Annotated in this window: 29 protein-coding genes and 1 pseudogene; 20 read left to right on the forward strand and 10 right to left on the reverse strand. The window is 62.3% G+C overall.

The window, feature by feature from the left end; all coding sequences use genetic code 11:
• Positions 1 to 120: 120 nt before the first annotated feature.
• The 3 genes from C8N44_RS20845 to C8N44_RS20855 all read right to left on the reverse strand — a co-directional run bounded on the left by C8N44_RS20845 (position 121) and on the right by C8N44_RS20855 (position 1,919).
• Positions 121 to 615, reverse strand: a complete 495-nt coding sequence (locus C8N44_RS20845; protein ID WP_146178888.1) for a GreA/GreB family elongation factor — start codon at positions 613 to 615, stop codon at positions 121 to 123.
• 395 nt (positions 616 to 1,010) lie between these two features.
• Positions 1,011 to 1,463 (reverse strand): GreA/GreB family elongation factor, encoded by a 453-nt coding sequence (locus C8N44_RS20850; protein WP_107978697.1) that lies wholly within the window; start codon positions 1,461 to 1,463, stop codon positions 1,011 to 1,013.
• 177 nt (positions 1,464 to 1,640) lie between these two features.
• Positions 1,641 to 1,919: a DUF6522 family protein gene (locus tag C8N44_RS20855; protein ID WP_107978698.1), complete on the reverse strand. Its 279-nt coding sequence runs from the start codon at positions 1,917 to 1,919 to the stop codon at positions 1,641 to 1,643.
• 151 nt (positions 1,920 to 2,070) lie between these two features.
• Between C8N44_RS20855 and C8N44_RS20860 the strand changes: the two genes are divergently transcribed.
• From C8N44_RS20860 to C8N44_RS20900, 10 genes are read left to right on the forward strand one after another with little or no spacing between them, the layout of a single operon-like run.
• Positions 2,071 to 2,523, forward strand: a complete 453-nt coding sequence (locus tag C8N44_RS20860; RefSeq protein WP_107978699.1) for a group III truncated hemoglobin — start codon at positions 2,071 to 2,073, stop codon at positions 2,521 to 2,523.
• 7 nt (positions 2,524 to 2,530) lie between these two features.
• Positions 2,531 to 2,908 carry a DUF488 domain-containing protein gene (locus tag C8N44_RS20865; RefSeq protein ID WP_107978700.1) on the forward strand — a complete coding sequence of 126 codons (378 nt, stop codon included), beginning with the start codon at positions 2,531 to 2,533 and terminating at the stop codon, positions 2,906 to 2,908.
• A complete protein-coding gene (locus C8N44_RS20870; protein ID WP_107978701.1) occupies positions 2,905 to 3,936 on the forward strand; it encodes an NAD(P)H-dependent flavin oxidoreductase in 1,032 nt (343 codons plus the stop codon). The genes C8N44_RS20865 and C8N44_RS20870 overlap by 4 nt, the downstream gene beginning before the upstream one ends.
• The gene (gene ccoS / locus C8N44_RS20875) at positions 3,933 to 4,118 is read left to right on the forward strand and encodes a cbb3-type cytochrome oxidase assembly protein CcoS (protein ID WP_107978702.1); all 186 of its coding nucleotides are present in this window, start codon (positions 3,933 to 3,935) and stop codon (positions 4,116 to 4,118) included. Before C8N44_RS20870 ends, ccoS begins: the two co-directional genes overlap by 4 nt.
• Entirely contained in the window at positions 4,115 to 5,767 is a 1,653-nt protein-coding gene (gene ccoN / locus C8N44_RS20880) for a cytochrome-c oxidase, cbb3-type subunit I (protein WP_107978703.1), read from the forward strand. The genes ccoS and ccoN overlap by 4 nt, the downstream gene beginning before the upstream one ends.
• A gap of 4 nt (positions 5,768 to 5,771) precedes the next feature.
• A complete protein-coding gene (gene ccoO / locus C8N44_RS20885) occupies positions 5,772 to 6,548 on the forward strand; it encodes a cytochrome-c oxidase, cbb3-type subunit II (protein WP_107978704.1) in 777 nt (258 codons plus the stop codon).
• 4 nt (positions 6,549 to 6,552) lie between these two features.
• Positions 6,553 to 6,723, forward strand: coding sequence for a cbb3-type cytochrome oxidase subunit 3 (locus C8N44_RS20890; protein WP_107978705.1), 171 nt, complete (start codon positions 6,553 to 6,555; stop codon positions 6,721 to 6,723).
• The gene (gene ccoP / locus C8N44_RS20895) at positions 6,714 to 7,592 is read left to right on the forward strand and encodes a cytochrome-c oxidase, cbb3-type subunit III (RefSeq protein ID WP_107978706.1); all 879 of its coding nucleotides are present in this window, start codon (positions 6,714 to 6,716) and stop codon (positions 7,590 to 7,592) included. The genes C8N44_RS20890 and ccoP overlap by 10 nt, the downstream gene beginning before the upstream one ends.
• Positions 7,589 to 7,762, forward strand: coding sequence for a hypothetical protein (locus C8N44_RS23600; RefSeq protein WP_170121110.1), 174 nt, complete (start codon positions 7,589 to 7,591; stop codon positions 7,760 to 7,762). The genes ccoP and C8N44_RS23600 overlap by 4 nt, the downstream gene beginning before the upstream one ends.
• A complete protein-coding gene (locus C8N44_RS20900) occupies positions 7,756 to 8,637 on the forward strand; it encodes a DUF2189 domain-containing protein (RefSeq protein WP_107978707.1) in 882 nt (293 codons plus the stop codon). Before C8N44_RS23600 ends, C8N44_RS20900 begins: the two co-directional genes overlap by 7 nt.
• 198 nt (positions 8,638 to 8,835) lie before the next feature.
• Here C8N44_RS20900 and C8N44_RS20905 read toward each other — a convergent pair whose 3' ends face one another.
• Complete coding sequence (locus C8N44_RS20905) at positions 8,836 to 9,750, reverse strand: LysR family transcriptional regulator (protein ID WP_107978708.1); 915 nt, start codon at positions 9,748 to 9,750, stop codon at positions 8,836 to 8,838.
• A gap of 131 nt (positions 9,751 to 9,881) precedes the next feature.
• Between C8N44_RS20905 and C8N44_RS20910 the strand changes: the two genes are divergently transcribed.
• From C8N44_RS20910 to C8N44_RS20925, 4 genes are all read left to right on the forward strand, one after another.
• Positions 9,882 to 10,457, forward strand: coding sequence for an NADPH-dependent F420 reductase (locus C8N44_RS20910; protein WP_107978709.1), 576 nt, complete (start codon positions 9,882 to 9,884; stop codon positions 10,455 to 10,457).
• A gap of 23 nt (positions 10,458 to 10,480) precedes the next feature.
• Positions 10,481 to 10,903, forward strand: a complete 423-nt coding sequence (locus tag C8N44_RS20915; protein WP_107978710.1) for a DoxX family protein — start codon at positions 10,481 to 10,483, stop codon at positions 10,901 to 10,903.
• Positions 10,904 to 10,964: 61 nt separating this feature from the next.
• Positions 10,965 to 11,828 carry a VOC family protein gene (locus tag C8N44_RS20920; RefSeq protein ID WP_107978711.1) on the forward strand — a complete coding sequence of 288 codons (864 nt, stop codon included), beginning with the start codon at positions 10,965 to 10,967 and terminating at the stop codon, positions 11,826 to 11,828.
• A 10-nt stretch (positions 11,829 to 11,838) separates the two neighbouring features.
• Positions 11,839 to 12,777, forward strand: coding sequence for a glutathione S-transferase family protein (locus C8N44_RS20925; protein WP_107978712.1), 939 nt, complete (start codon positions 11,839 to 11,841; stop codon positions 12,775 to 12,777).
• 21 nt (positions 12,778 to 12,798) lie between these two features.
• Here the strand turns inward: C8N44_RS20925 and C8N44_RS20930 are convergent, their stop codons facing one another.
• Positions 12,799 to 13,416 (reverse strand): trimeric intracellular cation channel family protein, encoded by a 618-nt coding sequence (locus tag C8N44_RS20930; protein ID WP_107978713.1) that lies wholly within the window; start codon positions 13,414 to 13,416, stop codon positions 12,799 to 12,801.
• A 138-nt stretch (positions 13,417 to 13,554) separates the two neighbouring features.
• On the opposite strand from C8N44_RS20930, the gene C8N44_RS23930 reads away from it, so the two are divergent.
• Both C8N44_RS23930 and gdhA read left to right on the forward strand, forming a co-directional pair.
• Entirely contained in the window at positions 13,555 to 13,725 is a 171-nt protein-coding gene (locus C8N44_RS23930; protein ID WP_244641165.1) for a universal stress protein, read from the forward strand.
• A gap of 372 nt (positions 13,726 to 14,097) precedes the next feature.
• A complete protein-coding gene (gdhA, locus tag C8N44_RS20940; protein ID WP_107978715.1) occupies positions 14,098 to 15,453 on the forward strand; it encodes an NADP-specific glutamate dehydrogenase in 1,356 nt (451 codons plus the stop codon).
• Between the two features lie 14 nt (positions 15,454 to 15,467).
• Here the strand turns inward: gdhA and C8N44_RS20945 are convergent, their stop codons facing one another.
• From C8N44_RS20945 to C8N44_RS20955, 4 genes and pseudogenes are all read right to left on the reverse strand, one after another.
• Positions 15,468 to 16,202, reverse strand: a complete 735-nt coding sequence (locus tag C8N44_RS20945) for a pseudouridine synthase (protein ID WP_244641166.1) — start codon at positions 16,200 to 16,202, stop codon at positions 15,468 to 15,470.
• Between the two features lie 120 nt (positions 16,203 to 16,322).
• Positions 16,323 to 16,532 (reverse strand): annotated as a pseudogene (locus C8N44_RS23935) (integrase core domain-containing protein); the annotation flags it as partial.
• Between the two features lie 169 nt (positions 16,533 to 16,701).
• Complete coding sequence (locus tag C8N44_RS20950) at positions 16,702 to 17,115, reverse strand: PAS domain-containing protein (RefSeq protein WP_107978717.1); 414 nt, start codon at positions 17,113 to 17,115, stop codon at positions 16,702 to 16,704.
• A gap of 2 nt (positions 17,116 to 17,117) precedes the next feature.
• A complete protein-coding gene (locus C8N44_RS20955) occupies positions 17,118 to 17,864 on the reverse strand; it encodes a 5-formyltetrahydrofolate cyclo-ligase (protein ID WP_308421258.1) in 747 nt (248 codons plus the stop codon).
• Between the two features lie 83 nt (positions 17,865 to 17,947).
• Between C8N44_RS20955 and C8N44_RS20960 the strand changes: the two genes are divergently transcribed.
• Positions 17,948 to 18,364 carry an RrF2 family transcriptional regulator gene (locus C8N44_RS20960; RefSeq protein ID WP_107978718.1) on the forward strand — a complete coding sequence of 139 codons (417 nt, stop codon included), beginning with the start codon at positions 17,948 to 17,950 and terminating at the stop codon, positions 18,362 to 18,364.
• Between the two features lie 90 nt (positions 18,365 to 18,454).
• Here C8N44_RS20960 and C8N44_RS20965 read toward each other — a convergent pair whose 3' ends face one another.
• Positions 18,455 to 18,913, reverse strand: a complete 459-nt coding sequence (locus C8N44_RS20965) for a hypothetical protein (protein ID WP_146178890.1) — start codon at positions 18,911 to 18,913, stop codon at positions 18,455 to 18,457.
• 762 nt (positions 18,914 to 19,675) lie between these two features.
• Between C8N44_RS20965 and C8N44_RS24210 the strand changes: the two genes are divergently transcribed.
• The 3 genes from C8N44_RS24210 to rnk all read left to right on the forward strand — a co-directional run bounded on the left by C8N44_RS24210 (position 19,676) and on the right by rnk (position 21,441).
• Positions 19,676 to 19,846: a YjiS-like domain-containing protein gene (locus tag C8N44_RS24210; RefSeq protein ID WP_373282746.1), complete on the forward strand. Its 171-nt coding sequence runs from the start codon at positions 19,676 to 19,678 to the stop codon at positions 19,844 to 19,846.
• 600 nt (positions 19,847 to 20,446) lie between these two features.
• Positions 20,447 to 20,914 carry a hypothetical protein gene (locus C8N44_RS20980; protein ID WP_107978722.1) on the forward strand — a complete coding sequence of 156 codons (468 nt, stop codon included), beginning with the start codon at positions 20,447 to 20,449 and terminating at the stop codon, positions 20,912 to 20,914.
• A gap of 83 nt (positions 20,915 to 20,997) precedes the next feature.
• On the forward strand, positions 20,998 to 21,441 hold the full coding sequence (gene rnk, locus C8N44_RS20985) for a nucleoside diphosphate kinase regulator (RefSeq protein ID WP_107978723.1): 444 nt from the start codon (positions 20,998 to 21,000) through the stop codon (positions 21,439 to 21,441).
• The last annotated feature ends 217 nt before the right edge of the window (positions 21,442 to 21,658 follow it).

A 21,658-nucleotide genomic window follows, 5' to 3' on the forward strand; every position in this document is an offset into this window, starting at 1 on the left:
GACCGTGGTAATCTTTGACATGACCGCCTCCCATTAAGGATTGTTGCGATCCCACCTTGGCACAGCGATGCCGTCGGGGGGCGGTTACAGCATCAGAGCCAGTCAGATACGTTCTCGCTGCTATTTCGCCTCGACTTGCCACGGTATCGCAACAAGCTCGAGCGGCTCTGTCGTCCCACTTGCGTTAAGGAGCTGCACTGTCTGTCCCACTTTCATTCCGAGCAAGGTGACCCCGAGGAATGTCTTGATCGGGATACCTCCCTGATCATGTGCAAAACCATGGTCAAAGAGTGTCCTCGATTGTGGTGCCGTCCCCCTGATAGAGTAGGTCACACGTGAGCCCAGGGTGGCGACGTTTCCGGCCTCTTCTTTGGGATTCAGAATATATGCATCCTGAAGCTTTGCCCGGATCAGGTGGGACAGCAGAGGAAAGACACCGCCTTCGATAGCTGCGCATTCCCTCCGCAGTTCTTGCAGGTGCCAGAAGTCCCGCTTGGAAAGGAACGATTGGAGCGGTCGCATGGTCTCGACGCTTGCGAACGCCCGGCTATCAATCGCGGCAGCCTCGTTGCCTGATCTTCCAGCGAAAATCGCCATTTCATTTGATGTTCGCATATCTTCTCCTCGGCCTGCTCGACGCAAGCCTCAAGAATCCAAAGTTGTTGGTGAAGAAGATCCCCGAGCGTGGAGGTCAGCGCATGCGGCCCCCTGCTCGGGGCAGGGAGCGGTTCAGCAGAGATCCCGGAAACGACCGGCCTCTGATTTTGCATGAGAACACAAACATCGAGCCACGCTATGAAGTTTCCGGCGCCAAGTCAAACTTTGCCGGGTCCTCGGAACAGCAGATGCCACCACCACCCGCCGCGCTGACTCTTTCAGGCCGAGGCGGGAAACCTTTCCGAGAGTCGGAAAATGAAGACCAGTGAGGCCGTCCCGCCTCCAGGCAAGCCGTTGATGCCGATAGTCCCCGCTTCGGATGCTCCAGCGCCCGCATTAGTTGCAACCCGTCACTACACGGTAAAAGGCGCCCCCACCTGGGTTACCACCAATGACCGGGTGGTGCCGTCTTCGGACAGCAGCTTGGTGCGTTGCCCGGTCGACATTCCGATGAGCGTGGCCCCCAGGAGAGAGTGAATCGGGATTTCTCCGGCACGCGTCACCAGGCCGAAACTGAGAACCCCACTTTCGATATCTTTCCCATCCACCACGCAGGAAATGTAGCTGCCAAATGTGGCAACATCGGACGGTGCCGCACCCTCTATGGCAACGGCGACCTGCAGTTTCTGGTATAGAAGATCCAGCATGAGCTGGGAGTAGGCGACACTGCTGTTGCCGGCGAAGCTCAGAAATCTCTCGATTCCCAGCCGATCGGCTTTTGTCAGGCGGCACTTGCAATCCCCGCTACCCGCTTCCGGCTTTCCGTGTCGCGGTATCGTTGATCCCGTAACGTCAGGTATGGCCATGTTTCCCCCTGGAGTTGCCTCCGACAATCTCTGAACTTTTCTCGAGATGTCCCCGGGAGATCGCTGCGCATAGAACGCCCGCGAACCGCCCGGGGCTAAGGGCGGTTCAGCAGAAGAAACCGGAACTTGATCTGATACCTGACCATGGATTGATCGTTGCTTGCCGCCCGTCGAGTGTCAATCCCGGCGCACTGACCGCGATCGCGGAGTGACGGGAAAGCTTCCCCGCGACAGCACCTCTCCCTCTGCGTCGACAACGAGACGGAACGCGCGGTCTGCACGGTAGAAGGTCATGCGCCAACGTCCTTCGTCTTCGCCCGCTCCGCTCTCGGAGCGGCTGCTGATGAGTCCGTTCCGCATCTCTTCCCGGACCTGCTCTTCCGTGATCTTGAAGGCCCGCGCGATGGCGGCTGCTTCCACAACGAACCCGCTGTCGGTTTTGGATACTTCACTCATCCCAGCGTCTCCCATGCCCTGATCCCGCGCCGATCTCCGCCAGTCAAGCTCTGCGCGGTTTCGCGCGATTGCGCTCGACCACAATAGGTATTTACAATACCACTTGGGAGACGTACCCCGTCAATACAACTGCGACCAAGGTGCCACACCGATGACCTCCATCCAGCCTTATTCATCGCGCAGCCCCTCCGCGCGCCCGGAGATCACCGCCGATCTCGAGGCACGGACCGGACTCGATGACGCGGTGCTGCGCGAGCTGGTCCATGCATTCTATGGCAAGGTCCGCAAGGATCCTGTTCTTGGCCCTATCTTCGCGGCGCGCATCGATGACTGGCCACCGCATCTGGAGCGGATGACTGCATTCTGGTCCTCCGTTGCCCTTATGACAGGCCGCTATCATGGCGCCCCGGTACCCAAGCACGTCGGTCTGCCGATTGACTGGGGCCATTTCGAGCGGTGGCTCACCATCTTTCGCGAGACCGCGAAGGAGATCTGCACACCCGCAGGCGCCTCCCATGTCATCGAGCGGGCAGAACGCATCGCCCGGTCGCTCAACTTCGCGGTCGAGGATGCCAAAGGCACCGGCATCCCGAAACTGGTTTGACCCTCGCATGGCGAAGCAATTCGATATCGATATTGCCCGCGTTCACGACGAGACGTCCGGCACGGACCGCGCGAGGCTGCTCGTGGATCGGATCTGGCCGCGAGGTATTTCGAAGACCTGTCTCGGGCACGATGACTGGATCAAGGACATCGCGCCGACCACCGAGCTCAGGAAATGGTTCGACCACGACCCGGACAAATGGGGAGAATTCCGCAACCGCTACCTGCAAGAACTGGCTGACAACACGGACGCTGTCGAGCACTGCCTCGCATGGTGCCGAGCTGGCCCCGTTACTCTGCTCTTCGCCGCGAAGGACCGGGACCACAACCAAGCTGTGGTCCTGCGGGACTACCTGAAGCAGCGACTCAAGGGGAGCAAGTCATGACGCTTGAACCCGGGTCCCTTCGCACCCCCCTCTGCGATCTGCTGGGATGTGAGTATCCCATCATCCTGGCCGGTATGGGAGGCGTCGCGCGCGCCGAACTGGCCGCCGCGGTCGCCAATGCCGGCGGTTTCCCGACGCTGGGGATGGTGCGCGAAGCGCCTTCACTGATCGCCTCGGAGATCAGGGCCTATCGTCGGCTGTCAAACCGCCCTTTTGCCGTCAACCTCATCCCCGCAGCCACCGACCCAGGCCTGCTGGACCAGCAAATCGAAACTTGCCTTGCGATGGAGGTCGAGGTGTTCTCGTTCTTCTGGGACGTGGTGCCCGAGGCAGTTGCCCGGGTGAAGACGGCAGGCGCTCTCCTGCTGCACCAGGTGGGCACGCTGCGCGCGGCACGGGAGGCCGAAGCCGCCGGGGCGGATGTGTTGATCGCACAGGGGCAGGATGCTGGCGGCCACGTTCACGGGCGCACCCCGACATTCGACCTGCTTCGGGCCGTGCTGGAAACAACGGCTCTCTCGGTTGTCGCCTCGGGCGGCATCAGCAACGGCAAGGGGCTGGCCCGGGCGCTCTCGTTCGGGGCGCAGGGCGTCCAGTGCGGCACCGCCTTCCTGGCCACGGCCGAATCCTTCGCCCACGACTACCACAAGCAACGGGTCGTGACCGCCCAGGGAGAGGATACCGTCCTGACCGACGGCTTCGTGCTGAACTGGCCCAAGGGATCGGTCGTGCGCGTCCTCCGCAACAGCGTCACCGAGACCTTTGGCCCGGCCCTGATGGGACATGACCCCGAGAGGATCGCACATGAGGTGATCGCCCGCGACGGCCTCATCCCGCGGCTGCGCCAGAGCACGGACTCGCCCCTGCGCACCACGACCGGAGATCTTGAACAGATGCCGCTTTATTGCGGCACCGGAGCGGGTGAGATCGACGAGATTGTCCCGGCGGCGCAGCGCCTGAACACCCTGTGTGCCGAGGCTCAAGCTCGCCTCGCATCAGGCCGGCAAACGCCGGTGGGGCGGACATGAACATCCTTCTACTGCTGATACCCGTGACGCTGATGATGGGTGCAATCGGCCTCGGAGCATTTTTCTGGGCGATGAAGACCGACCAGTTCGACGACCCGGAAGGCGATGCCCGCCGGATACTCCAGACGGAGGACCGTCCGCTGCCACCAAGACATAGAACTGACCGGGAGGTTGCCAGATGATGGAGCGGTTGACAGGTGCCGAACGCCAGATCGCATTGATGATTTGTGTCGTCATGGCGACTGTCGGGTTGGTGATGGCCGCAGCGGGTCGAGGCGATCCGATGGGGAGCCACGGCGCGATCGTGCTGATTGCAGCCGGTATCACGACCTTCTTCGTCCTGCGTGCGATTGGCGAGCCCGAACCGGCCGAGGATCGCACGGTCAACTACTATGACGACCCGACCAAGGCCGGGCTGGTAATTGCCCTATTCTGGGCCGTCGTCGGTATGGGCATGGGCGTCTGGGTCGCGGCGCAACTGGCCTGGCCGGACCTGCGCTTCGATGCGGCGTGGTCGAGCTTTGGCCGCATTCGCCCCGTTCATACGTCGGGGGTGATCTTCGGCTTCGGTGGCAACGCCCTCATCGCGACGTCCTATCATGTCATGCAACGCACCAGCCGGGCCCGGCTGGCGGGACATGTCTCACCGTGGTTCGTGCTGCTGGGCTTCAACCTGTTCTGCATCGTCGCCGCCTCGGGCTACCTGATGGGCGTCACCCAATCCAAGGAATACGCCGAGCCCGAATGGTATGCCGACATCTGGCTGGTGATCGTCTGGGTGGTCTACTTCGTGCTCTACATCCGCACGTTGGCGCGCCGGAACGAGCCGCATATCTACGTGGCGAACTGGTATTACATGGCGTTCATCCTGGTGGTGGCGATCCTTCATATCGTCAACAACCTCGCCGTCCCCGCCAGCCTGACAGGAGCAAAGAGCTACTCGGCATTCGCGGGCGTGCAGGACGCGATGACGCAATGGTGGTATGGCCATAACGCGGTCGCCTTCTTCCTGACCGCCGGGTTCCTCGGCATGCTCTATTACTTCCTGCCCAAGCGGGCGGAGCGGCCGATCTATTCCTACCGCCTGTCGATCCTGTCGTTCTGGGGCATCGTGTTCTTCTACATCTGGGCCGGCTCGCATCATTTGCATTACACCGCCCTGCCGCAATGGGTGCAGACGCTGGGCATGACCTTTTCGGTCATGCTGCTGGTGCCCTCCTGGGCCAGCGCGGGGAACGCGCTGATGACGCTGAACGGCGCCTGGCACAAGGTGCGCGACGACGCCACGCTGCGCTTCATGATGGTGGCGGCGGTGTTCTACGGGCTGTCCACCTTCGAAGGCTCGTTCATGGCTGTGCGTGCGGTGAACTCGCTGTCGCATTACACCGACTGGACGGTAGGGCATGTCCATGCCGGCGCGATGGGCTGGGTGGCGTTGATCACCTTTGGCTCGATCTACTCCGTCGTCCCACTGCTGTGGAAGCGCGAGACGATGTATTCCTGGAAGCTGGTGGAATGGCACTTCTGGCTCGCGCTGGCCGGCACGGTGATCTACGTCTTCGCGATGTGGAACAGCGGCATCATCCAGGGGCTGATGTGGCGCACCTACACCGACAGCGGCACGCTGGCCTATTCCTTCACCGACACGCTGGTGGCCATGCATCCCTATTACGTCGCGCGGGCCTGCGGTGGTGCCCTGTTCCTGACCGGCGCGATCCTGGCGGCCTACAACGTCTACATGACGATCCGGCATGCCCCCGAAAAACACCCGGAACGCGACTACCCCACCTCGTCCGAAGCGGCCGAGCCTGCCGTTCCGGCAGCGGAGTGACCTGATGTTTCGCAAGATCCTCTCCCCCTTCGCCCGACTGTTCGAGTTCCACGCCCGGACCCATTACCGCACCGAGCGGCACTCGATGGCCCTGACCCTCGGGATCATCGTCGCCGCCGGTGTGGGCGGTTTCGTCGAGATCGCGCCGCTCTTCACCATCGACGAAACGGTCGAGGCCGCACCGGACATGCGGCTCTACACACCTCTGGAACAGGCCGGGCGCGACATCTACATCCGCGAGGGGTGCTATGCCTGTCACAGCCAGATGATCCGCACGCTTCAGGACGAGGTGGACCGCTACGGGCCCTACTCGCTGGCTGTGGAATCCCAATACGACCACCCGATGCTCTGGGGCTCCAAGCGGACCGGGCCGGACCTTGCCCGGCTGGGCAACAAGTATTCCGACGACTGGCACGTGCGACACCTCGTCGATCCACGCGCCGTGGTGCCGGAATCGGTCATGCCGCAATATGCATTCCTGCTGGAAAGGACGCTCGAGACAGAGAGCCTGCCGGATCGCCTTGCGGCCCTGCGGGCGGTGGGCGTGCCCTACAGCGACGAACAGATCGCCAATGCCGATGCCGACGCCCGCGGCCAGGCGCGGCCCGGCACCGACGCAGCCGACGTGGTAAGCGAGCGATATGGCGACGCGACCAGCGTCCGCCACTTCGACGGACAGCGGGACCGCGTCACGGAGATGGATGCCCTGGTGGCCTACCTCCAGATCCTCGGCGGGCTCACGGACGCCGCCTTCGCAAATCAGCCACTCGGGGAGGAGTGACAGGATGGATCTTACCCATGACCTGACCTCTTTGATCGCCAAGTCCTTCGGGCTGTTCTACCTCATCGCCCTGTCCGTGGGGATCACCGTCTACGCCTACTGGCCGTCGCTCGGCAAACGCTTCGACAAAGCCGCCAACAGCATCCTGGATGACGAGGATGGGCCATGTCGGTAAAGGAGCGCGATCCCCTCACCGGGCACCAGACCACGGGTCACGAATGGAACGGGATCACCGAGCTGAACACCCGCGTGCCGCGGGCGGTCTGGTTCTTCATCATCGTCACGCACGTCTGGGCGCTGGTCTACTGGGTGCTCATGCCGGCGTGGCCTCTGGTGAACACCTATACCCGCGGGCTGCTGGGCATTGATCAGCAGGAACAGGTAGAAGAGCGCGTGGCAGCCGCAGATGCCGCCCGTGGCGTCTGGGCGGACCGGATCGCCGCGCTCCCGCTGGACAGAATCCGTGACGACACCCTGCTCATGGCCCACGTCGACCGGACAGCACCCGCACTCTTCGGTGACAATTGCGTGGCCTGCCACGGAAGCCGCGCCGAAGGCGGCCCCGGTTATCCCTCCCTGATCGATGACGCCTGGCTTTGGGGCGGCGACGACGAAACGATCCTCGAAACCCTGCGTGTCGGCATCAACGCTCCGCATCCCGACACACGCTATGCCGAGATGCTGGCGTTCGGCCGCGACGGCATGCTCGACCGGGACCAGATCCGCATCACAGCGGACTACGTGCAGTCGCTGGCGGGCCTCGACAGCGGCGCCTCGCCCGAGCGGCTGGAGGAAGGCGCCACGCTCTTTGCCGACAATTGCGCAAGCTGCCACGGCGAGGATGGTGCGGGCATGCAGGACCTCGGTGCCCCGAACCTCACGGACACCCACTGGATCTACGGCGGCTCGGATGAAGCGCTGTTCGAGACGATCTATGGTGGCCGACAGGGCTGGATGCCCGCATGGGAAAACCGTCTGACCGAGGCGCAGCGCAAGATGCTTGCCATCTACATCACCTCGCTGGCTGACGGGGACCCGGAATGACCATTGAGCGGCCTCGTGTTCTGGCGATCTCCGCCGCATTGCTGGTGGTGGCCGTCTTTGTGGCCGCCAATATCCATCTCGTCTCGGTCTCGCTGTCGTCGCAACCGAGCTGCGTTGAAACCGCCAAGGAAGGCGCCGGCACCCACCGCCCGGCGAAACCGTCATGCTGAGCCAGAACAACACCCCGCCGCCGCCCGACAATCCGCACGCCGGCGGCGTCATTCCGAAGGTGGTCCCACCCTTGGCGCGCCCGAGCCCGCACGCCCGCGATCTGCCGTGGCGCACCGCCTTCACATGGCTGCGTACCGGGTGGCGCGATCTCTGGACCCACGCGCTTCCGAGTCTGGTCTACGGCCTCGGCGTTTTCCTCGTCTCGGTCGCCGTGGTCTGGTTCCTGTTTCGTCTGGAGTTCGACTATGCGCTGTTCCCGGCGCTGGCGGGTTTCATGGTGGTCGGGCCGCTGATCGCCGGCGGGCTTTATGAAAAAAGTCGGCGACTGGAGGCAGGCGAACCCGTCGGCCTCGCGCCGATGCTCTTCGTCCGGCTTCGGTCCGGCCGGGCCGGCGTTTTTATGGGGGTCATGCTTCTGGGGCTTTTCCTGCTGTGGATGCGCGCGGCGGTTCTGATCTATGCGCTGTTCTTCGGCATGGTGGCCTTTCCCGGCACCGAGGAGATCGTGCCGATGCTTCTCCTGACTCCCACTGGCTGGGCCCTGCTGCTGGTCGGCTCTGCCGTCGGTGCGCTCTTCGCCGCCTTCTCCTTCGCCATCAGCGTCTTCGCCTTTCCGATGCTGCTGACGGAACGGACCGACGCGCTCTCCGCGCTCGGGATCAGCATGGCGATGGTCTGGAACAACCTCGGGGTGATGATCGCCTGGGGTGCCATCGTAGTGGTGCTGTTTGTCCTATGCCTACTCACGGCCGGACTGGGGCTGATCCTGGTGTTCCCGTTGCTGGGACATGCGACGTGGCATTGCTACCGCGCCATCCGCTCAGACGACGCTGCCGCGCATGAGGATGACCGCATGTTCATTCGTCCGGCCTGACCCGGAAACGGCGGGGCTGCAGAAGCCTGCAACCCGATGTGTGTCTGGTCGCGGCAAGGCAAATGTCTGGGTCATCGGCGGGACACATCCGGAACAAGACCCAATATTGCACAACCTCGGAAACGAAGGCTTCGAAGAAAAGCAGACGCTCACCGGCACATCTCGAAGGTTGCCCACGTGTAGCTCCGCCAGCCTTGATCAGCTTGTCGTCGCTTTTTGAAGCAAGTGAGTGGTCTGCATATCCTCGGCGGCGAAGTCGATAAGGGCTCGTATCTTTCGAGGCAGGGTCCGACCTTCGAGATAGACGGCGCTGACCGGTCCCATGTCCATGTCGAAATCCTCCAGCAGGGGAACGAGGCGGCCCGTCTCAAGCATGTCCGCAATGGCGAACCGGGGCGGAAAGGCGATCCCCATGCCGGCCGCGGCCAGCTCGATTGCTGCCCTGGCCGAGTTGACATGAAACCGGCCCCGCACTTGGGTGACAATCTCGGTGTCGTTCTTTTTGAACACCCACCGATGCGGTTGGCGACGGTTCATGTCGACGATGCAGGCGTGATGCACGAGTTCGTCAGGTGATTGCGGAGCTCCTTGGGATTTCACGTAGTCGGGATGGACCACCAGGCAGCTATGGAAGACACCAAGCTTGCGGGTCTTGAGCGAAAGTGTCTCTGACACGCCTATCCGGAACGCCAGGTCTATGCCGTCGGCGGCCAGGTCGACGTAGCGATCATCCAGCCTCAGGTCGAAGGTCAGATTCGAGTGCGCTTCGGCGAACCGGGCCAGCATGCCGGCCACGTAGACTTCGCCGAAGGTCACGGGCGCCGAGACCCGGACGATCCCGCTCAGGCCGCGCGATCCTTCCGAGACATTGCTCAGGAGAGCATCAAGCTCGTCGAGGACGGCCGGCGCCCGCGCAAGGAGATCCTCCCCGGCCGGTGTCAACCCGACCTTCCGGGTCGTCCGCTGGAGCAACCGCGTGCCGAGGCGCGCCTCCAGTTCGGCCACGTATTTCGAAGTCAGGCGGTTCGAGACCCCCAGTTGCTCGGCTCCGGCAGTGAAGGAGCCGGTCCGCGCGGTGGCCACGAAAGCCTTGAGTTCGTCCACGATATCCATATCGCCCCCTTTAAGAACAAAATCGCGATAGTCATTCAATAACATCGTCATTTTATGGAAGATGGGGAAGCCTTACTTTGACTTCAGTGAACAACAGGCCGCCCGAGGGCGGGAAACTGAAGGAGAATGCAATGCGTATCGCAGTTATCGGAAACGGAAACGTCGGCTCCGGTCTCGCCAAGGTGCTGAGCCAGGCCGGCCATGAGGTAACCACCATCGGCCGCAACGACGATCTCTCTGCCGCCGTCTCCCAGGCGGAACTGGTGGTCCTGGCCACGCCCTATGGGGCCGTGGCGGATCTTGCCGGCAAGGCGAACTTCAGCGGCAAGACTGTCATCGATGTCTCGAACCCGGTGACCGAGGACTTTTCGGGTCTCCAGGTCGGTCATAAGACTTCGGCTGCCGAAGAGATCGCCTCCCGGCTGCCTGGCGCGACGGTGGTGAAGGCGTTCAACACGGTCTTCGCCCAGCACTACGGCACGGGCCTCAAGGTGAATGGCCGGCTTATCCAGACCTTCGTCGCAGCCGATGACGAGGCCGCACGCGAGAGGGTCAAGGCCCTGGCCGCCGAGATCGGCCTCGAGCCGGTCGATGCCGGCCCGCTCGCCAACGCCCGCTACCTGGAGCCCATCGGTTTCCTCAACATCCAGTTCGGCTACGTTTTCGGTCACGGCACCGGGATCGCGCCGCGCTGGCAGTTTTCCTGAACCTTCTGAGCGGAGCAAATGACATGACGACCCGAACCAATGCAGACTATGCTGCTTTCGTCCTTCGCGTTACGAGTGGCGTGGCCTTTCTCGCCCATGGCTGGATGAAGGTGAGCCTCTTCACCATCCCCGGCACCGTGGCCTTCTTCGAAAGCCTCGGCCTGCCCGGCTTCTTTGCCTATCTGACCATTCTCGGAGAACTCGGCGGCGGGCTCGCGCTGATCCTTGGCGTCGGTGTGCGCGCCGTTTCGATCCCGCTCGTCGCGATTCTGCTCGGCTCTGTCTGGGCCCATTCAGGCTTCGGCTGGAGCTTCTCGAACGAAGGGGGCGGCTGGGAATACCCGCTCTTCTGGACGGTGGTGCAAGGCGTCGTTGCTGTCCTGGGACGCGGCGCTTTCGCCCTCCGTATCCCGGAACCCGACCGCCGTCTCGGCCAGTTCGCCTGACCTTCCCCGTCGGCCGCCGGGATCCTCCCGCGGCCGCACTCTATCCCAAGGAGACCTTGCCATGACCACCGCCACCCACTTCTTCGACATGACGACCGCGCCGATGCGCATAGGCGCGGTCCGGCTCAAGGTGCGTGACCTCGATGCGGTCTCCGCCTTCTACCAGAGAGTGCTCGGGCTCGTCCCGGTTGCGACCGACGGTGATCGCATCACCTTCGGCACCGGCGACGTGCCGCTTCTGGAGCTTCAGGGTGACCCGGACCTTTCCCCGCTCGATCCGCGGCAGGCCGGGCTCTTTCACACCGCCTTCCTGATGCCGACGCGGTCCGACCTGGCCCGTTGGGTCGGGCATGCCGCCGAGGCGCGCGTGCCGCTCCAGGGCGCGTCGGATCACCTCGTCAGCGAGGCGCTCTACCTCGTCGATCCCGAGGGCAACGGAATCGAGGTCTATGCGGACCGCCCGGTCTCGGCTTGGCACGGCGACGACGGCGAGATCCGGATGAGCACCGATCCGCTGGACCTGCAGGACTTGCTGCAAAGCGCCGAAGGCACTGAATGGTCAGGCTTCCCCGAGGATGGCAGCATCGGCCATGTCCACCTGCAGGTGGGCGACACGGGCGAGGCCGACCGCTTCTACCGCGACGTGCTCGGCCTCGATATCTCCGCGAGTTATCCCGGCGCCAGCTTCTACGGCAGCGGCGGCTACCACCACCAGCTTGCCGGCAATATTTGGAACAGCCGCCGGGCCGGCAAACGCCCCGAGGGAATGGCGGGTCTCGATTCCGTCGAGATTATTGTCCAGAACGCCGGGGACATCACGGGCATTGCCGCCCGCGCCGAAAGCGCCGACATTGCCAGCACCCGCACCGCGGATGGACTGACCCTGAACGACCCCTGGGGCACCGGCATCACGCTCAGGAACTAAGGAGACGATCATGCTTCGAGACGGAGAATGGGTTGCGGACTGGCAGCCGGTCCAGGCCAAGGACGACAAGGGCGGCTTCGTCCGCCAGACATCGAGCTTCCGCAACTGGGTCACGCCTGACGGCGCGCCAGGGCCGACCGGCGAGGGCGGCTTCAAAGCCGAGCCGGGCCGCTACCACCTCTATGTCGCGTTGATCTGCCCATGGGCATCCCGCACGCTTATCGGGCGCAAGCTGAAGGGACTGGAGGACGTGATCTCTGTTTCTGTGGTCGAGCCGGAACTGTCCGACCAAGGCTGGCGCTTTGGCGATCCGACCGAAGCCGAGGGCGCTTCCTACATGCACGAGATCTACACCCGGGCCGATCCCGGCATCTCCGGCCGGGCAACGGTGCCGGTGCTCTGGGACAAGGCTCGCGGGACCATCGTAAACAACGAGTCCGCCGATATCCTAAGGATGCTGAACTCCGGCTTCGGAGAGTTGGCAGACGACTGCGTCGATCTCTATCCGGCAGACCTGCGTGAGGAGATCGACGCGCTCAACGACCGCATTTATCCGGCCCTGAACAACGGCGTCTACCGCACGGGCTTTGCCACCACGCAGGTCGCCTACGAGGAGGCATTCCGCGAGGTCTTCGCGATGCTTGATGAACTTGAAGATCGTCTCGCTGACGGCCGAGACTTCCTTTCGGGAGATCGCTTCACCGAGGCCGATGTGCGGCTGTTCGTGACGCTGGTGCGCTTCGACGTGGCCTATCACGGCCTCTTCAAGTGCAACCTGCGCCGCATCGCGGACTACCCCGCCCTGAGCCGCTACCAGGAACGGATCCTGGCGATCCCCGGCGTGCGCGATACGGTCAACGTCGACCACATCAAGCGCGGTTACTACTCGATCAAGGCGCTGAACCCCACCGGCATCGTTCCTCTCGGGCCGGAATGTTCCCTGGGCTGACGGTGCCGGTGGCCCTCAGAATCAAGACCCTGGCGCGCGCGGGGCGCGCCAGCCCCGCCAGACACTGATCACCCGAAACCCGAAGGCCGCCACGACACCGGCGACGGCGATCCAGACCTCCGAGAGACCGAGCGCAGTCCCGGCCACCACGATTGTTGCGCCGACCGTCGCGGCAAGCGCATAAACTTCTTCGCGCAGGACACGCGGGATCTCGACAACAAGAAGATCCCGCGTCGCGCCACCGCCCACAGCCGTCAGAACCCCGAGCAGGATCGCGGGCAACGGATCGAGACCGAACAGGAGTGATTTCTGGCAGCCGCTGACCGCGAAGACCCCGAGCCCGAGCGCGTCCAGCACCATCACGGGCTTGTTCAAGCGTTCCAGCAGCCGATGCCCGAAGAACACGCAGACACCCGCAGCGAGCGCCGTGAGAAGGTAACGCGGATCCTCCAACGCTGTTGGCGGCGTCGCACCCAGAAGCATATCCCTGATCATGCCACCCGCGAGGCCGGCTGCGACCGAGAGGACCAAAATCCCAAATATGTCGAGGCCGCGGCGGACCGCCACCAGCGCGCCACTGATGGCGAACACGAAGGTTCCGAGAAAATCCAGCCAGAGACCCAAAGGTAGCACGTCCATATCGTCACCGAGGCAATGAGATAGGTGTGCACCTTCGCTCAGTTACGGGAAGTCGTCCATTCAACTCAGACCCGCCTGCGAGGAATACCGCGAAAGAAGGGCTGCCAGCGACCGATCACGCGATACGAAGCTTCGCCAGTGCCACACGAAATCCTGAAAGCAGTAAGTGAAGAGGAGGCGGACCTGATCGTGATGTCGACGCATGGTCGAAGCGGACTTGCCAAAATGCTCATCGGCAGCGTGACCGAGCAGGTGCTCAGAACCGCGCAAACCGACGTGCTCGCAATTCCCCCGAAACGTGGAGAGTGAGCCAGGCGTCGGCGTTGCCAACGCAGAAGGCTGGCCCACCGGTTAGTCCTCGAGACCCAGCCAGATCTCGCGCGCTACATCCTGCGGTCCCCGCAGCGCCTCGCGCAAGGCCAGAAAACGCTGTTCAACGGTCTGCGACACGCCCGCCTTTCCGACCTCGTGAGCCTCGAAGAGAATCTTGCGTTCTCCGTCTGCCTCCACAAGGGACCACGTCTCGTGTCTCGATCCACCGTCTGTTGGAGTCCACCCTGCGCGAGAACGGTTTGCACAACGGTCGAGGATCAAATAGCTGATGAGCAAATGGGCGCTCGTGGTGCTGATGCACACATTTTCCGCACCCGACCAACACCCCCCTTTGATGCGACGAGGCACATGAACAATATCGACGAAAAGCTACAACCGATCCTTACCGAAGTAGCGCGGCGCAATGCCGGCGAGCCGGAATTCCACCAGGCCGTGCACGAGGTGATGGAAAGCCTCGGGCGAGTGGTGGCAAAGCACCCTGATTATCTCGAACAAGCGCTCATCGAACGGATCTGCGAACCCGAACGCCAGATTATCTTTCGCATCCCTTGGGTTGACGACCAGGGGAATGTCCAGATCAATCGAGGATTTCGCGTCCAGTTCAACTCGTCCCTCGGTCCCTACAAGGGAGGGATGCGCTTCCACCCGTCTGTCAATCTGGGAATCATCAAGTTCCTGGGCTTCGAGCAGACCTTCAAGAATGCCCTGACCGGCCTGCCGATCGGTGGTGGAAAAGGCGGAACGGATTTCGACCCCAAGAACAAATCCGACGGCGAGATTATGCGCTTCTGTCAATCTCTCATGATCGAACTGCACCGCCACCTGGGCGAGCAGACGGATGTGCCTGCCGGCGATATCGGTGTTGGCGGGCGTGAAATCGGATACATGTTCGGACAATACAAGCGCCTGACCAACCGTTATGAATCAGGCGTGTTTACCGGCAAGGCCATCGCCTACGGCGGATCCCGCGCCCGGACCGAGGCAACTGGTTTCGGCAACGCCTATTTTACCAGGGCCATGCTTGCAACGCGCCAGAGCGACTTCGACGGGAAGCGCGTCGTGGTATCGGGCGCGGGCAATGTCGCCATCCATACCATCGAAAAGGTGCAATCCTTTGGGGGCACGGTCATCGCCTGTTCGGATTCCAGCGGTTACGTCATAGACGAAGCCGGGATTGATCTTGCCCTGCTCCAGGAGATCAAGATCGTGCGCCGAAAGCGCATTTCGGAATATGCCCGGTTGCGTGGGGACGGGGTTCATTTTGTGCCTGTCGGGAAAGGCTCTGTCTGGGATCTACCCTGTGACGTGGCAATGCCCTCGGCCACCCAGAACGAACTGACGGGCAAGGACGCGAAATCACTGGTCAAGAACGGCGTTCTGGCTGTCGGCGAAGGCGCGAACATGCCCTGCACCCCCGAGGCGATCCGCATCCTGCGCGAGGCCGGGATCCTGTTCGCGCCTGGCAAGGCGGCGAATGCCGGGGGCGTTGCGACGTCGGCGCTCGAAATGCAGCAGAACGCCAGCCGTGACCGCTGGAGCTTTGAGCAGACTGAACAGCGGTTGGCTCAAATCATGAAGAGCATCCACGACAGATGCGCCGAAACTGCCGATGAGTATGGCGCCCCCGGTGACTACGTCCTCGGCGCGAACATCGCCGGTTTCGAGCGGGTTGCGAAAGCCATGCGGATGCTGGGAGTGATCTGAGCCGATCCCCTCGGTCATCGAAAGACGAGGGCGGTCTCTTCCTCGCTCAGCAGATTCCATCGACCGGGAGCCAAGTTCTCGTGCAGGCAGAGATCGCCCAGGCGTTCACGTCGCAGAGCTTCGACGAAATTGCCGGTGGCGCCGAACATGCGGCGAACTTGGTGGTATCGGCCCTCGGTGACGGTGATCAGGGCTTCGGTTTCCGAGATTATGTCCAGCACTGCCGGCGCCAGGGGTTTGTCATCGCCTCTGAGCGTGAGTCTGCCAGACGCAAACAGTGCGGTTTCCGTGCCATCGAGTGGACGGGCAAGCGTGACACGGTAGGTTTTTCTGAGCCGGCTTCTGGGGCTGCTGATACGATGCAGAAGGTCTCCGTCGTCGGTCAGAAGCAAAAGGCCAGAGGTCTGTTTGTCCAAACGCCCAATGGTTGAAATTGCGGGCTTGCGGCGTCGCCAGCGAGCAGGCAGCCTGTCATAGACAAGCTCGCCTGCCTCCTTGTGCGAACAGGTCACGCCCGAGGGTTTGTTCATCATGACGACCAGGCCAGCAAGCGGATCAAGCGAACTGCCCGCGACCGTCATGCGGCGGGGCAGGTCCGCGCTGACAGGGATGCGGACGGAGGCGTCCAGGATCTCAGCCTGATCGAAGACAATGCCACCAGACCGCGCCAGCCGCGCGATGTCCTTGCGGGCACCATATCCCATCGAGGACAAGAGCCTGTCTACACGTGTGAATGAACTGCTGGACAAGTCCGGTGATCCTCGTAAGCGAAATCCACCACGCCGGGCTACTTGCGGCTCTATCGCAATGATCGGCCCTACCCCGAAAGTCCAGTTTGTATGCTGGAGAACAGTCAGCTTTCGGTCCATCGGGGCGATAGTTTCGGGAGCCGGAGGGTGATCGCCCAGAGCGCCATGGGGTCGCTTGGTGTTGTGGTGTTTCCGACTTCGCTCGATCGGAGCCAGCGCTTGGCTGGGGCTACAGAAGATTTCTCCGTTGAATAGTTTGTCGCGGAACCGGGCATTGAAGCTCTCGCAGCATCCGTTTTCCCAAGGTAAGCTTGGTTCGGTGTAGGCTGTCCCGGTCACCGTTCAACCAGCATCCTGATACGAGCGACCGCGCGGGGAGGCGGTCCGCTATTTCTACAGCCGCGGGCCATTTTTCGAGGATCGGATCGCCGAAGATCAAGCGGGTAGTGTAGTAATCCGCCCTCTCAGAACATGCAGTGAGAGCGCCTCGATACTCCCCTCAACCGCCAATCGCGCGCCGCAACCTCTTGCGCTCTTCAAAGTCCTCGGTGACGTCGCGCATGATCGCCGCGACCGCCTGCAAGTCGCCGTCCTCGCCGCGCAACGGAACGATGGAAAACTGGATCGAGATCTGTGCTCCGTCCTTACGGATTGCTGGAACTGACAGAAGATCGCCTGCGCCATATTTGGTTTGGCCGGTCCGCATGGTGGCCTCGTAGCCGATCCAGTGTCGCTCACGCAGTCGCTCCGGCGTGATGATGTCCAATGACTGGCCAAGCGCCTCCCCCTCTGCAAAGCCGAATATCCGCTCCGCACCCCCGTTCCAGACGCGGATGATGCCTTCGCGGTCCGCGACCACCAGCGCATCGGGCATGCCCTCGAACAGTTTTCGCGCCATCTGGTTTCTGTCCATCGTTAGCCTCCGACTTCGATCCCACGCTCGGTGAGTATGACATCCATCGGAATATCGTGGGATTGCGGATAGATCGTGGGCAGCTGCGCCGCGGCGAGACCCACGCCGATGCTGAAGGGTCGCGGCGACAGCGCCGCCAGGGTTCGATCGAAATACCCTCCACCATAGCCAAGGCGATAGCCCTCACTGTCCCAGCCCATGAGAGGCGCGAGAACGACATCCGGCATCACCTCCGGCGCGTCCCGTGGCGGCACAGGGATATTCCAGTGTCCGCGCTCCATCCGGGTCTCCGGAGTCCACAGGCGGAACACCAATGGCGCCGCCCGCGTCTCCACGAGAGGCAGGGCAATGCGGCGGCCAGACGCCTGCATCTCGGTCATCAGAGATCGCAGGTCCGGCTCGTCCTTGATCGGCCAATAGAAGGCAACGATCCCGTCGCCCGCCCCGGCAGAGTTCGCTGCAAACAGTCTCTCCAGTCCTGTCATCAGCGCTTCACCTGTTGCTTTCCTCCGGGGTGAGGAAAGCGTCCGACGCGCCTCACGAAGCCGCTTGCGTTCCGCCGTGCGCCACCGGGCCACGTCGCGCGCTTGTTCGGGATCTACGGCCAAGGGATCGAAATACCCAGGATCGACCTCTGCCGCCATGCAGGGCGGGGAGGCAAAGCCTCCCTCACTCTTGAAGCTGTTGGACCCATTGCCCATGGCCGAACTCCGAAATGCAGGTGTAGTCTTTCTCGCGGTAAGAGCCATTTATCCGCGCCGGGACTGTTCACTCTTCTGGATAAGCGCCATAATAGGCACTGTAAATACCACTTCCACTTCATGGATGGCAGATGCGCCTTACCTCATTCACCGACTACGGACTCCGCATGCTGATGCGCCTTGCCAGCGCGCCGGACCGAGCATTTTCCACGGCTGATCTCGCCAAGGAATTCCAGCTTTCCCGCAACCATCTCATCAAGATCATGCAGAAACTCGGTCGGGCCGGGTTGGTGCAGACACGCCGTGGAGGCGGTGGCGGTGCAACCCTGGCCTGCGCCCCGAAGGAGATCCGGTTGGGGGACGTGGTTCGGGTGCTGGAAGAGGGCCAAGCGCTTGTCGAATGCTTCCAACCGAATGGTGGGGATTGCACGATCGACGGATGCTGTCGCCTGAAGGCTCGGCTTCGGGTGGCCGAAATGGCCTTTATCGAGAACCTCAACCGCTCGACCCTTGCCGATGTCGCCCTCCCCGCACCAGAACCCGCCTGACACGGCGATCGTGGCGCTACCGGCGCAGATTAACCGAGGCAGCAAGTCACTCGCGATGCCTTGCCGCAGATCGGTCTGCTACTCGGCGCGTTAGACCGGTTCCACCGTTTCGATCTTCAAAACGCCGACAATGACAGTGCGACCGTCCTCTTTCTTCAGGGGCTCTTCCTGGTATCTTGACATGCCCAAGAGAGTTGCGCCCAGCAGAGATCCCACGGGAATATGGCCCGGCCGTTCTACTACGCTCATTGTCAAAATGCCCTTCTGTATAGGGCCATTGTTTTCAGCATATGTAATGCGTTTCAAAGGCAATGCGATTTGGTCGATGCCTTTGCCAGCCGCTTTCCCGGCCGTTCGCATCTTGTAGCGCAGGATCCCTTCTACAAGACGCGGCATATTCCGTGCCGCGGGGTCATCTCGGGAAAGCAGCCAGTCGATGTCGGTGCGGTCAGAAGGCCGAAGAAAAAACTCTACATCGTTGAGGCGGTTTTCTGGGGTGGTGTCGTAAGCAAAGCTATTCGGCACCCGCGCATATTGTGCGTTGGTCATGTTCGTCTCCCAGGGGCTGATCTCAGCAGACCCGATGTCTCTATCCAAATGTTCGAGAAATCCCCGGGTGGCCGTGAACGCGTTTACGCGCTCGCCCCCCGGGCAGGGAGGCGGTTCAGAAGCAGAAACCGGAAGAGGCTTTCGTTCGTAACCATGTACACAGGCTATGCAACAAATGGATTCTGTCAACCGTCACGGCCGCGGTGCGGCGAAGTGACAACACTATAAGAGTTTGTTCTCACTGCTGCGCGACAATAAAACCGAGGTCTGCGATTTCCTTTGGCGGAGCATCATCCATGAGCCTCGTCCGCCTCTCATGGCGGCAGTGCCAGAAGGTCGCAGGCCACGCCGTGCTCTTGATATACGCACGCGGAATGCCGATATCTCAGTCATGACCATGTTCAGTCTTCATACGAGGTTCCTGCTCAACGCAGGAAACACACTGAACCGCCGGTAGCCCCGGGCGGGATCAGGCCGCGTGCCGGTCCGCGCCTCGGGGTCTTCTCGATCTCTTACAGATCAGTCGAAGTGACAAACGCGCCAATCTGGCCGGAAGACCACGCCTGTGCGGGTCGCCCAGCTGACGTGGTGCGTGCGTCTCGGTTCAGTTTCTTCGTCATGGAGCATGACATGCACCCCCACGTCTTCAAATCCAATAACCATCACTTCCCACCCCCTCGAGCGGCCAGTCCGCGCAACCGCAAGCCCGGAGCGTTTCGACATTGGCTCCAGACCGCATTCCACCGCTGGCAACGCGGGAAAATGATCGAAACTCTTCGAGGCATGGACGATCGCCTGCTGCGCGACATCGGGATTGATCGCAGTGATATCCCGCGCGTCGTCGATGGTCTCACGGATCGCGAACTGAGCATGCGTCCAGTTTCTTCGGATGTGCAGGTCGATGCGCGGTGGCGCGGCGGCCGAACGGCATAAGCCGGTCCCATTCTCGAGAACCCGCACCACTGGACTGCAGTGGTGCGCAGCCTTCGCCGTGCAGTGGCTCCCTATGGAGCGATGGAAAGGAGTGACAAAATGATGCTTTGCAAGGCAGATTTCGACGAGCTGTTTCCGGAACTTTTCCGGCCGAGTGACATGGAGAGGTCGGTCGCTGAGCCGAGCGCCAAGTGCCTGGCGCGTTGGGAAGATGATGGTGGTCGCACGACTTCGGCAAACATCATCCCGCTGCCACACCGCCGGCCGATCCAGGAAGCTCGACGTGACTCAATCTTCGAGGTGCGCCGTCGGTGACCCCCCCGTCGTCGAAGTCCGCCTCGTGGACCTCGTCATCAATTCGCCGTCTCGAGATCTGTGCATCCTTGACCGTTCCAGAACTGGCCCGGTCTCCAAGATTGACAGGTTGCGCCCAAAGACTAAGGTCTCATCATGGTCACGCACGAGAACCTTTTCCGGTTTCTGCTTCTAAACCGCCCGGGTCCCCGGGCGGTCTGCGCATAAGCGCGTCTTCGACCACCCGGGGCTTTCTCACACCCTTGCATCTGAGAACGCGGGCTTCACCGCTCCGGGAGACACATCATGACCATTACCAGGATCCCCCACCTGCCTGCCGGCAGTGACTTTCGATCGCTCTTCGAACGCTCCGCTGTCGGGAGCGGCTTTCTTCTCACTGTCGACGACCGGCTCGGCATCGAGCACCTGCTTCGCTATCGCGGAACCAGGAATTCGCCCAATCCCGCTCTACTAAACGGGCTGCTGCGCCACAAGCTGCGGATCTCGCGCGGAACTCCCGAGCCGGCCTCGCCAGATCTTGTCGTGGCCGGATGCCACGTCACCTACATGATCAGCGGTGAGGGCGCTCGCAGCGGCGTGCTCTCCATGAACCCCGCGCCGGTCCCGGGACATATTCTCGTTGCTTCATTGCTTGGGGCGACCCTGATCGGGATGCGAAAGCTGCAGAAGGTTCCGCTCCTGCGGGACGACGGTCAGATCGAAGTCGTCGTGGTACTGGACGTGCATCCGTCGCCGGACCACGCCGCGGCCTGATGCTTTGATCCGTTCGTGGCGGGTCAGGGATTATGGCCACCCATAATTCACTCACACCACCAGATGGTGGAAAGGAAACTACGATGAACAAACAACTCTCTACGTCACGCGGCACCGGCCGGCGGCCCAGGGTCGTCATAGGTGCGGACTGCCTGGAAAGGCTCGAGGCACTTGCGGAGGGCGCGATCCAGCGCAACCCGGACCTTGCCGACCGGCTGCTCGGCGAAATCGGCCGGGCCCGTATCGTTCCGGCGGCGAAACTCCCGCAGAACGTCGTGGCCATCGGTCGCGCGGTCACCTATCGGGATGAATCGACCGGCCAGGAAAAGACGGTAACGCCCGTCTATCCCGAGGACGCCGACATCGCACGCGGTCGGATCTCGATCCTGACACCGATCGGGGTTGCCCTGATCGGACTGGCAGAGGGCGCATCGCTCCACTGGGACACCAGGGACGGAGAGCGGCGGGTTCTGACCGTGCTCCACGTCGCGTCCCAGGATGCCCCCGAAAGCCTGGAGGCACAATGAACCGACATTCCCGGGACCCTGCCGAAGCCCATGCTCTGCCCGGAAGGAGCCGCTCGATGCGCTGACGAAGCCACGACGCTCCTTCCGGGATATCGGCAATCGCCGCTTCGGCGTCTTCCCTTCCCGTTGAAAGAGGGTCCCATGAATCGTCACCTTCCGCTTGCCTGCCCCTCCTGCAAGACATCGCTTCCCCGCGCGGCCGCTCATCGCTGTCCCA

This window comes from Allosediminivita pacifica (assembly GCF_003054175.1).
GTDB classification, from domain to species: Bacteria; Pseudomonadota; Alphaproteobacteria; order Rhodobacterales; family Rhodobacteraceae; genus Allosediminivita; species Allosediminivita pacifica.

Coding starts and splice junctions, on each gene's coding strand:
- C8N44_RS20845 (WP_146178888.1), bottom strand. CDS start 615: ATGCGAACATCAAATGAAATGGCGATTTTCGCTGGAAGATCAGGCAAC.
- C8N44_RS20850 (WP_107978697.1), bottom strand. CDS start 1,463: ATGGCCATACCTGACGTTACGGGATCAACGATACCGCGACACGGAAAG.
- C8N44_RS20855 (WP_107978698.1), bottom strand. CDS start 1,919: ATGAGTGAAGTATCCAAAACCGACAGCGGGTTCGTTGTGGAAGCAGCC.
- C8N44_RS20860 (WP_107978699.1), top strand. CDS start 2,071: ATGACCTCCATCCAGCCTTATTCATCGCGCAGCCCCTCCGCGCGCCCG.
- C8N44_RS20865 (WP_107978700.1), top strand. CDS start 2,531: ATGGCGAAGCAATTCGATATCGATATTGCCCGCGTTCACGACGAGACG.
- C8N44_RS20870 (WP_107978701.1), top strand. CDS start 2,905: ATGACGCTTGAACCCGGGTCCCTTCGCACCCCCCTCTGCGATCTGCTG.
- ccoS (WP_107978702.1), top strand. CDS start 3,933: ATGAACATCCTTCTACTGCTGATACCCGTGACGCTGATGATGGGTGCA.
- ccoN (WP_107978703.1), top strand. CDS start 4,115: ATGATGGAGCGGTTGACAGGTGCCGAACGCCAGATCGCATTGATGATT.
- ccoO (WP_107978704.1), top strand. CDS start 5,772: ATGTTTCGCAAGATCCTCTCCCCCTTCGCCCGACTGTTCGAGTTCCAC.
- C8N44_RS20890 (WP_107978705.1), top strand. CDS start 6,553: ATGGATCTTACCCATGACCTGACCTCTTTGATCGCCAAGTCCTTCGGG.
- ccoP (WP_107978706.1), top strand. CDS start 6,714: ATGTCGGTAAAGGAGCGCGATCCCCTCACCGGGCACCAGACCACGGGT.
- C8N44_RS23600 (WP_170121110.1), top strand. CDS start 7,589: ATGACCATTGAGCGGCCTCGTGTTCTGGCGATCTCCGCCGCATTGCTG.
- C8N44_RS20900 (WP_107978707.1), top strand. CDS start 7,756: ATGCTGAGCCAGAACAACACCCCGCCGCCGCCCGACAATCCGCACGCC.
- C8N44_RS20905 (WP_107978708.1), bottom strand. CDS start 9,750: ATGGATATCGTGGACGAACTCAAGGCTTTCGTGGCCACCGCGCGGACC.
- C8N44_RS20910 (WP_107978709.1), top strand. CDS start 9,882: ATGCGTATCGCAGTTATCGGAAACGGAAACGTCGGCTCCGGTCTCGCC.
- C8N44_RS20915 (WP_107978710.1), top strand. CDS start 10,481: ATGACGACCCGAACCAATGCAGACTATGCTGCTTTCGTCCTTCGCGTT.
- C8N44_RS20920 (WP_107978711.1), top strand. CDS start 10,965: ATGACCACCGCCACCCACTTCTTCGACATGACGACCGCGCCGATGCGC.
- C8N44_RS20925 (WP_107978712.1), top strand. CDS start 11,839: ATGCTTCGAGACGGAGAATGGGTTGCGGACTGGCAGCCGGTCCAGGCC.
- C8N44_RS20930 (WP_107978713.1), bottom strand. CDS start 13,416: ATGGACGTGCTACCTTTGGGTCTCTGGCTGGATTTTCTCGGAACCTTC.
- gdhA (WP_107978715.1), top strand. CDS start 14,098: ATGAACAATATCGACGAAAAGCTACAACCGATCCTTACCGAAGTAGCG.
- C8N44_RS20950 (WP_107978717.1), bottom strand. CDS start 17,115: ATGGACAGAAACCAGATGGCGCGAAAACTGTTCGAGGGCATGCCCGAT.
- C8N44_RS20955 (WP_308421258.1), bottom strand. CDS start 17,864: ATGGCTCTTACCGCGAGAAAGACTACACCTGCATTTCGGAGTTCGGCC.
- C8N44_RS20960 (WP_107978718.1), top strand. CDS start 17,948: ATGCGCCTTACCTCATTCACCGACTACGGACTCCGCATGCTGATGCGC.
- C8N44_RS20965 (WP_146178890.1), bottom strand. CDS start 18,913: ATGACCAACGCACAATATGCGCGGGTGCCGAATAGCTTTGCTTACGAC.
- C8N44_RS24210 (WP_373282746.1), top strand. CDS start 19,676: ATGATCGAAACTCTTCGAGGCATGGACGATCGCCTGCTGCGCGACATC.
- C8N44_RS20980 (WP_107978722.1), top strand. CDS start 20,447: ATGACCATTACCAGGATCCCCCACCTGCCTGCCGGCAGTGACTTTCGA.
- rnk (WP_107978723.1), top strand. CDS start 20,998: ATGAACAAACAACTCTCTACGTCACGCGGCACCGGCCGGCGGCCCAGG.